Annotated in this window: 7 protein-coding genes and 2 pseudogenes; all 9 read right to left on the bottom strand. The window is 51.4% G+C overall.

Translation table 11 applies throughout. The annotated features are described in order from the left end of the window. Positions 1 to 268 (bottom strand): annotated as a pseudogene (locus tag J1778_RS00345) (type VI secretion system Vgr family protein); the annotation flags it as partial. Positions 269 to 280: 12 nt separating this feature from the next. Continuing rightward, positions 281 to 823: a type VI secretion system lipoprotein TssJ gene (tssJ, locus tag J1778_RS00350; RefSeq protein WP_217171525.1), complete on the bottom strand. Its 543-nt coding sequence runs from the start codon at positions 821 to 823 to the stop codon at positions 281 to 283. 63 nt (positions 824 to 886) lie between these two features. Next, complete coding sequence (tssG, locus tag J1778_RS00355; protein ID WP_134705451.1) at positions 887 to 1,969, bottom strand: type VI secretion system baseplate subunit TssG; 1,083 nt, start codon at positions 1,967 to 1,969, stop codon at positions 887 to 889. Beyond that, positions 1,933 to 3,702, bottom strand: a complete 1,770-nt coding sequence (gene tssF / locus J1778_RS00360; protein ID WP_217171526.1) for a type VI secretion system baseplate subunit TssF — start codon at positions 3,700 to 3,702, stop codon at positions 1,933 to 1,935. Before tssF ends, tssG begins: the two co-directional genes overlap by 37 nt. 98 nt (positions 3,703 to 3,800) lie before the next feature. Next, positions 3,801 to 7,217, bottom strand: a complete 3,417-nt coding sequence (locus J1778_RS00365) for an ImcF-related family protein (RefSeq protein WP_217171527.1) — start codon at positions 7,215 to 7,217, stop codon at positions 3,801 to 3,803. Beyond that, positions 7,214 to 8,425: a hypothetical protein gene (locus J1778_RS00370; RefSeq protein ID WP_217171528.1), complete on the bottom strand. Its 1,212-nt coding sequence runs from the start codon at positions 8,423 to 8,425 to the stop codon at positions 7,214 to 7,216. Before J1778_RS00370 ends, J1778_RS00365 begins: the two co-directional genes overlap by 4 nt. A gap of 2 nt (positions 8,426 to 8,427) precedes the next feature. Next, positions 8,428 to 8,691, bottom strand: coding sequence for a PAAR domain-containing protein (locus J1778_RS00375; RefSeq protein WP_112151536.1), 264 nt, complete (start codon positions 8,689 to 8,691; stop codon positions 8,428 to 8,430). A 61-nt stretch (positions 8,692 to 8,752) separates the two neighbouring features. Beyond that, the gene (locus J1778_RS00380) at positions 8,753 to 8,995 is read right to left on the bottom strand and encodes a hypothetical protein (protein WP_217171529.1); all 243 of its coding nucleotides are present in this window, start codon (positions 8,993 to 8,995) and stop codon (positions 8,753 to 8,755) included. 146 nt (positions 8,996 to 9,141) lie between these two features. Beyond that, positions 9,142 to 9,621 (bottom strand): annotated as a pseudogene (locus tag J1778_RS00385) (hypothetical protein); the annotation flags it as partial.

A 9,621-nucleotide genomic window follows, 5' to 3' on the forward strand; every position in this document is an offset into this window, starting at 1 on the left:
GCTGAAAGTCACGGATAACGCCGTACACGACGCGTTCCGGCTGGAAAGGCGTGCCCATAGTGAAGCTGGCGAACTGGCGCAGCATCTGCGCGGCGTCGATATCCGGTTCGGGGCAGGTGACGTCAACTGTGTAGGAAAAAGTCTCGCTGAGCTGTTCCTCGCCGCGAAAGTTCAGCACGTCCAGACTGTAAGGGCTGTTCCAGATATCAAGTGAGTAGCGGGACAAACCTGTCGCATCAGGGTGAAGATTTTTCAGGATATCAACCACAGAAACCTCCATTTAATCTTTGAGTGGTAACAACGTAAGCTGCCCGTTACTGAGTTCAAGCGTGCGGGGCTTGTCGGGATCAAGCTCTTCCCGTTTCAGGACCACCCGCCAGGTATCGTGTTGTCTGTCCGGGTTGCGAAACAACGCCACCACGGCGATAAACTGAGCATCGGATTCCATGGGCATATCCAGTGACACATCACCGCCCGGCATCACCAGCACTTCCTTTGAGGCCAGGGCATCGGCTTTTAACAGGTTGTCGGCCTGAAGCAGCAGCTTTTCATAATCCGCGGCGTCAAAGGCTTTGCGATCTTTAAGCTGATAAACACGCACCATGGTGGCAAGTGATGACTGATCGCCTTCATCTGTGTTCATAGAAGTGCGCGGGGAAAAATCGAGATGCAGTGTTTTAATTTGCTTATAGAAAATCGCTTTGGTCACGCCTTTGGTGCCATCGACCACTTTCTGAGTCAGGCCACATCCGCTAAGCAGAGCCGCGAGCAGAAACAGGCTGAAATACTGCCATCTTATAGGTGAGGAAATTATTTTTGCCATCAGGGCATCCTTTTTCTTCATTCGCAAAAAATATTGTGTCCCTGCAATGTCTTGATTGCAGGGTTAACGGAACCGGTATTCTCCCGACTCAGCGGGTAGCAAGGGTTCTTCATGTACACCCTGATAGGTGCCGAGGCTGACGGTCATACTTTGCGGCAGGCTGTCACGTTTGCTTTCCTGTAAACCCAGCACACCGGTACGCCCGAGCTGTATCCGTCGGGACCCACCGAGCCGGGGTTCCGGCAGCAAGCGGGTAGGGACGGTGAGTTGCAGACGGGCATTGCACCGGTAGCCGAGATATACCCGCATCAGCACGAGTAAATCGGTATGCAAATGGCCGCCGGGTAACCATCCTTCAGCTTCTTCAGGATCGGAGGTCATCAGACTCACCAGTACCCGGCTATTACCGTCCTTTCCTTTGCGACCCAGTACGCTGCGCTGTGCCAGCGCAATACGGTTTTCAGCGCAAAACCCGCTGCGACTACGCATTTCCACTGACACCGGGTCATGCCCCTGAATATAAGCCTGCGTCAGGGGTGCCAGCAGATTCACCAGTGCACGGATCCCTTCTGCCGTTCGTGTCGGCAAACGCATAGTGCTTAAAAGCGCAAGAAATCGGGAAATCGGCGTCGCGATATGTTTGGCCGTGCCGGGTATCCCCAGACCAATCAGACCGAGCAGGCACTGTGATGTCTCATCCGTTCCGCCAGCCTGGAAACTAGCGGGGTAGGCGTATTTACGCCAGATGCGATAGAACTGCGTCATCAGCCGGTGGTTGAAAATATCCAGAAAATGCTCAACGCTTTCGTATCCTTCCCGCCGCTGGCTGATATCGTCGAGATACCCTGTGGGTAAGGGGGCATCTACCCCATAGAGCCCCATAAAGGTAGTTCGAACAGTGGGGGTGGCGTGGACATGTTCCCGGTCGGCTTCAATGACGCGTATTTCACTGACCGGAAAACCCATGCCCGGATGCGGGCGAAAACGTACCGGATCTGTTGCGGGGGTGCTGGTTGTACCGAGCAGCGGAGCATCCCCGCCAGCCTGTTCCAGAAGCTGACAAAACCGGTAAAAATTCAGATAGGGCGCCTGCGGACTCAGGGCATCGATCAGCCCGGTACGTGTTGGCTGTGATTCTCGTTCCATCTCAGGCGTTTTCCTGTCGGTTGCAACACCAGCGTAAGCTGGTTGAAAAGGTGAATATCGGCGTATAAGGCAAAGAAGCGGTGCAGCATTTCACCAAAGAGATTGACGTCCCCTTCACCCGCGAAGTTGTCTGTATTCAGGGTGATTTCTATATCGACACCGCGCAGCATGAACCCTTTTTCAAATCGCTGGATCAGGTGGTGTTCGACGGCAACAATCGCCTCGAGCCTGCGGCAGTTCATTTCATCATCGGTCCAGTCATACAGCGCCAGCGTGCCTCGCAGCACCTCTGGGTTATCCATCATGCTGAGGAAGCTTGAACCCAGGTGACTCATCACCCGCCAGTGGAAGCGATCATTGGCAGGCGGATATACCGGCATGGTAGGCGTGGTGAGGTTGCGAACTTGTACAGGGACTTTGCCGGCTTTCACAACCCGGTTGAGCAGGGTACTTTCCAGCGCCTTACGTGGAAGCTGGCCGTTGGTCCCGGTAATACGCAGTGAAAGTGCTTCACGCTGTTCAGCAAGCTGTTCTGCTTCAAAGGATTTGCCGCCGAGAATTAACCATGTGTCATGCAAGCCGGAAGGCCCGCGCTTAACACGGGTATGGAAATAGCGTTCGGGAGCATCATGACGCATCATGCCCCCGCGGTGACGGAAACTGGTGAAGGGCACGTAGTCGTGTTTGCCGTTTTTAACGGAACCGTGTACCTGATCAACACTGTAGATTTCTACGTGGCCATCCTGCATACGCAGTGGCCGCAAAAGATATTCATTCGCCAGCGGATCAATTTGCAGCGGGTCGGCTTCCAGTGAAAACAGGTTAATGACCGGAACGCAGTGTAACCGGAAGGTATCGGTATCAAACGGCAGGTCATAAGGCCACAGCTCACTTAAAACAATATCGAGTTCGAACCATGTCGTTCCCGGTACCAGATGGACATTTTGCAGTCCGTTCAGCTCAACGAACATAAATTTAGGGCGGAAGGTAAAATATTCCAGTAACAACTGATAGCCACTGAACGCCGAGCTCCCTTTAGGCCACAGGCGTTCATTTTCTTCAAATCCCATGGGTTTAAACCAGCCGTCTATCGCACGGCGATCCTGACCCAGCTCCGGCTGGCGGATATACATGGCCTGAACTTTGCGGGTCAAGGCCAGATGCAGAGCGCTGCTGACCGGACTGTCGGCATCGAGATAGATTGCCACGCGGCTTAAATCTATCTTTCGCCAGTCCGCCAGCGGACCGCAGTCAAAACGCAGGCGTACGGTTGAACGCCCGTCTGTTTCAGTATGCAACTTCGCCTGTGAAATATTGATCGGCATAAGCGGCATATCCCGCGTCACCTGATACTGGCAGCAGGTGTGTTTTTGCCCGACAGGCTGTGACAGGACAGAGAAGCCCCGGGGCACGATCTCCATCTGCTTGAGCTGCCGGTAATCAGGTTTCAACTCAACAATGGCCAGTGAAGGGATTGTCCGCATATAGTGTGGCCACAAGAGGCTGACCAGTCCCTCGGTGAGTTCCGGCAGGTCATCGTCCAGCTTCTCCCGCAGACGCCCCATCAGAAATGCGAAACCTTCAAATAAACGTTCAACATACGGATCGCGTGCCCCGGACTTATCCAGGTTGAGCATCGCGGCCCGGTCGGGATGGGCATGGGCAAATTCACGCCCCGCCTCGCGCAGGTAACGCATCTCAGCTTCGTAATAGCGCAGGGTCAAATCATCCATAAACAGATTCCTGACTGAAAATTTCAGTGGTGTTGAAAATAAAAAAAAACGAAAGCGTGATGCCTGTGTTCACACACTGACACCACAAGGGGAGGGTATTACTCATCTCCGGCAGAGCCCGTTCCTGCGGGGATATCCTGATCGTCTGTCAGTACGGGTCCGGGATCGGCGGCAACGACAGAAGAGACAGGTGCATCATCTAAAAATACTTTTTTGGGCAGAGAGAAGTTACGTAAAGCCAGCAATGCCAGCGGACCATTGCCCATTTCTGTTCTCAGTATGTATTTCAATGGCAGACCATCAGGGGTTTTCCAGACCAGCTGATAACGGCTGCTGTCGAGTTGGGTAACCTGGGCTTTTTCCAGAAGGCGTATTAATCCCCAGTTCCCTGAAAAGTCGCCAAACAGTTGCATACCGGAACTGACACTGCGCCAGCTGAGCTGTACGCCGGGATAGTAGGAATTTCCGGGCCATTTAAAGCTCTGCCAGCTTTCCATCTGATTGAAATAATCCAGATTTTGCCCGTCGACAGCGAGTTGCGTGCGGACGATATTTTTTGACGGGCGGGCCATTAATTCAAAACGTAATCCTGCATCACCCTCAGCAAATACGATGTCAGATAACTGGCCCAACTGGTTGATGGCATCAAGGAATGCCGGATTAAAGGTCAGTCCCTGACTGGTAATGGCATCCGGCACCCAGCGGTTACCTTCCTGGTGTAAAATGCCACCGAGTTGAGTTTTCAGAAATTGTGAGATACGTCCGGAGTCGGAACGGAGATATTGCGCGACGACAGGTAAGGATGCATCGCTGCCGGTGCTGGCGAACGGATAGCGTCCGGCAAATGAAGTATCCCACTGGTTGACCACGTTACTTTGCCATTGCGCATTCAGACTGCCGGCGGCGGGTTGCAATACCTGACGCCAGGCAAGCTCCATAGGCTCTACAAACATCGCTTTCCCGAAGCCGCTCCATTCCTGACCCAGACTGGCTGCAACCAGACTGCCGTAATCACGGGTGTCGGTTAAATCGACGGCTTTACCCTGAAAGACAGTTTGAGCCAGCATCTGGGTCATCGCCTGCGGATCCGGTGCGGTAGTGACCTGCTGCAGTTTCAGGCGGACCTGTGTCACTCGGGTTAAATAGGCCTGAAAGCTGAGATTGCCATTATTTACACCATTACTTTTGCCATCCATGATGGTCAACAAGGGGCCGAAGGCGGCGTCGAGCGGGCCATGTGGTCCGCCTGTTTGCTTAATAACAGGTTGCTGTTTTTTACCCACCAGAACTTTCGCTGAATTCACCAGCGTATCGGCCAGAGCTTCGTTTTTCTGCCCCGTTTTCCCCTGCCAGGCCAGCGTATTCATGAATGCCACCATCGGAGACTGACGTACATCTGCCATCAGCGTGAGCTGGGAAATAGCCCCCGAAAGAGATCCTGGCTCCTGCCAGCGCAGGCTGTTAACCATATTCAGCCAGGCATTGCTAAAATCAGTGAAATAACGTTCGGTGAGTCTTGCCTTTAGCGCCTCCGGGGAGATGTCTTCAGAAGCGGGTTGGGATTTACTGGTCAGAACCCAGTCAATTTCATTGCGTCGGGTAGTAACCACCTGATCGATAGCATCCTGAACCTGCTCTTCCCACGCCTGACGGGTGAACATTCCCGGCACGACCTCGTCTGTGTTGAACAGATAAGAAGCGTCGGTATCACCCACCATGTCTGTCAGGGTCATATCCGGATAGTTATTTGCCACTTTCTTTAGCATGGCCTGATACAGCGATGCTTCCGCATTGCGCTGGCCAATTTGCTTAAGCAGGATCTGCCGGACAGCGGTGACGAGGTTTTTATCCTGCGCTATTTTCCATTCCGGATGCGCGGGCAGGTTCTGCCCCCAGAAGGCGATCAGTTTGGGTCCGACATGTTGCCATTGCCCGTCCGGAACACCGGTGCGTTTTGGCCAGAGGGTCATCAGTGTCTGGCTTAAAAACGTTGCATCGGCTTTATCCGGGCGCGACATCATCAGGTAGGCTTTAAGCTCAGCATAGGTTTGCTGTGTCAGGGCATCACGCTGCGGGCCGCCCGGTGGCAACCGAATAAAGTCTGTTAATTTTGCCTTAAGTTTCGTGGCAGAAGCATCCCGGATTAACACATTATTGTTGGCCTGATACAACGGCCAAAGTGCCGCCAGCTGCGAGGCATTTTGATTCAGGCCAAAGCGCGTATACCACGGAGAACCAGCTGTTTCCCGGTACTGTAATTTCGCAATTTCCTGTTGAAGTGCCAGCTGATTATTCAGGCGTGAGGCCAAGGGCTGAGTCGTATCGGCTGCAATAATGGCCTGTTCATGAGAGTCAGCAATCTGATGCTGATTGATAAAAAGCGAAAGCAAAACACCCGCTCCCCAAACTACAGCCAGGGTCAGAAGGGTGCATTGCAATATTTTTTCCCAAGGCCATCCTGTTCGTTTCCCTTGCGCATTCCGGCAATCCTGAAGAATGCCCTGCCACTCAGGCAGAGCCTCCCAGCTATGTGAAGACACCTTCTCTGCGCCGGATGGCAGACTGAACATCAGCCCGCGCAACATCATCGGAGAGGAACCCCGGGAAACCGTGGTCAGCACATTACTCAGGCCAGCACGCCATTCTTTGCGCAGTCTTTCAGTCAGACGCAATAAAAAGTCGTAACGGGTGTCCTGGGCAAGCTGGGACATCCCTTGCTCACGTAGCGCAGGAATGAGCGCATCCAGTGCGGTAATTACAGATTCTGTTGAAGTTTTTCCTGATAACAAGCACCCGACTGGTTGTGTTTCCCGGCCTTCCTGCGACCATTTACACCTGTCGAGCACCCAAAAATACACCGGCGCCTGCCAGCCAAGCAGTGCATCGGTTTTTTGGCGCTGACGCAGGGTTTCATCCAGTGAGGTGGTGCCTGGTAACTGATTGCCCTCCAGTACATGAACAATTCCGTCTAACGGACGGCGCGGGCGCAATAGCCGTGCGGCCATCGCACGTTCAGGCTCAACGGGCACATCTGGTAAGCCGCCCCACAAAAGCAGGGTATCGTCACCTTCCTGCCAGTTTTGCTCTGTCAGCCCAGGCACGATCTTTTCAACCAGTTCTGTTTCTCCGGTCAGCCAGAGGATCTGCACTTTCCTGCGCCAAAACCGGCCATAGCGAAAACGCATCTGCTCGTCCAGACCGGTGAAAAACGAAGGTGACGGACTCACGGTATCTGAGGCCGCGGATGCCACTGTCTGCTGATTTTTTCGTTTACGCCACTGGATACGAACGCCTGCCTTCCCGAGGCGATCGAACATACGCTCGATCAGCCAGAAAATCGCGCCCAGCCCGGCGGCAATACTCAGACAAAGCGTCCAGATACCGGAGGGTGATAACGGGCCGATGCTGAAGGTGGAAGCTACCCATTGTGGATAGAAGGTGAGGGTCCCTCCCACAACGATGACGATAAAAATCAAAAACAGAAAGGCGCTGCCTATTAGGGATCTGATTGTCACAGTGAAGTGTCCTGAATGTCCTTAATGTCTGAGGCAGGTGCAGAGACGCAACCTACCCAAATCTTGTCCGTGGCGGTTTGGACCGCGACAGCCTGTGTGATGCCATCTTCACGGCATTGTGTGGCCGCTATGAGTAATGCCAGCCACGGTGCTGTGCATCCTGTAAAACCCGTGATGTTATCGATGACACTGCACTGCTTTTGAATATCCAGCCCGAGTGCGTTTTTCTCACAGGCCGTACTCCATTCGCTGTCAGTGAGCAATGCACCGCCGGTGAGCCACGCTTGTCCAACGGACGCTGGCTGAACGTTAGCCCATAGCAGCGCGCGTGAAAGTGTTTTGGTGAGCGCGGCGTTTGTTCCGCACTCGGGGCGATGGATGCGCACTGTTTTACGCTCATCAGGCATCGGACAATTGGTTAACAGCATGGCTGTTGCAGCTTCACCGCTGTTGACCTCAGGCCGATTATTTATCTGAGTACCGATCACCAGCAAGGCAGAAGGGATACCCCAGGTCATATCAATCCATTGGTCTAACGCCGCAAACCCCACTCCATTAATTTGCCGCAGCGGACGGGAAAACATCGCCATGACTTCCTGTGCATGCTTTGCGTTAACTTGCGGATCCTGATCAATGTAAACATCCAGCAGAACGTAACAGGGCATGCCGGCGGGGAGGGTATCAAGTAAAGCTGATATTCGCTGTTTAAGGTGGCCATGCCACTCCTGCAGCACGCCGGGTATCGTATTTGTTGTACTGCCAAGCCGTGTATGTCGGACTGCGAAGCCACCGGCTCTGGGGAGAACAGATGACATCAGCGGAGTATTTTTCAAAACAGCGTTGAGGAGTTTTTCTGTACTTTTGCCAACAGTGGTAAAGGAAACGCCGCCGTGCCAACAGAGATAGCGCTGCCCACGTTGGGTTTCCTCTTCTATTAAGTGATCGCGTTCTCTGTTCCATGAAGTGGCCCAAATCTGATCGCATTTGTAGCCGATACGTCGCAGGCTGAAAAGGATGCCCCAGGTTGCTACGGGTAAGCCAATGGCGGTAAACCAGAATGCAATCCCCGTATGCTCATTTTTCCAAAACCAAAGCGTGGATGTCGCCCCTGCCAGCAGCATAAATGGCAAGAAAAGAAGCCAGCGGCGGGTACGGGGGCGAACAATGCCGGGCGCTTTGTCGGGAATAACATCAAGATTCACCGGCATAATTATCCTACTTGTGCCGTTGCAAGAGAACTAATCAGCGTGCAACCGCAGGCACATTTATGTCCGTGAAAAGCGACAGGAATACCGTTGTCCAGGTAATTGGGATTGCCTTCGGTAATGAAGGTCGGACCGTGAAAGGGAACAGGGCAAGAGACTTTATCCCCTTTACGGGCAACGGGAATATTACCAAAACTCATGGTGCCGGAACCGGTCAGTACTGCACCGCCGTGTGTTGTTTTATCGCCGATACGAATAATAGGAAGCATGATTAAGTCCTTTTAGAAAATAATGTTTTATATTTATTACAGAGAGTCTGACGTTGAATAACTACTGCGAATTGTTGTTGGGAATTTTTTTAATAAGATTGAGGCTTTCATTTTGTAATACATAATAATTGTAGAAATGTTTTCTTGAGTATTCATTCATTTCATAGGTCACAAGAAGTTTGCTGGATTTATTGATATAGAGTATCTCTTCGCCGACGGGTTTAGAGCCCTCTAACTCTGTGCCATAGGCTGTAAGGGATTCATGAAGCGCACGACCGGTACGCTTATTAATAAATGAAATCATATAGCAACCGGAGCCTCTGCATCCCCATTCTGATCTGGTATGTTCTCATCTATCTTTCTTAATAATTAATTGCCTTAAAACCCGCATAATGGATGGATAGATGGGGGGGTGTCACCACATCGAGATGTGTGAATAATGCTGTTAATTTAGAACTTTAATGTTGTACATAAAACATTACCGCCGATTTTTTTATTAGCCTGATTGAGATAACTTATCCCACACCACTTATCGCCTTGACTCATATTCAGCAAAGTAACTAGATCACCATTTACTAAGTATGATTTTGTGATTTTATTCTTATCGTTGTAAAAAAATGACTTTTCAGTTTTAACGCTAACCATCCGGAATAATTGGCAACTATCGCTCTCAGAGGATTCATCCGAGTTTGCGATGGCATCCTCTAAAAATACAAACCCATTTTTTATGATTTCTTTCAAAACCGTTGTCGGACCTTTATTCAGAGTATTATCTACAGTCCAAATTACTCCTTCATAAGACTGACACCCAGATTTATTCGAAAGTGACATGATCGAATACTTGTCATTTAGAAGATCAGTTTTACTTTTATACAGTTGATATAAATAAACATCATTAACTCTAGAAATTAAAATAGGTAAGGTTTTTAC

The sequence above is a fragment of the Rahnella bonaserana genome (assembly GCF_019049675.1).
GTDB classification, from domain to species: domain Bacteria; phylum Pseudomonadota; class Gammaproteobacteria; order Enterobacterales; family Enterobacteriaceae; genus Rahnella; species Rahnella bonaserana.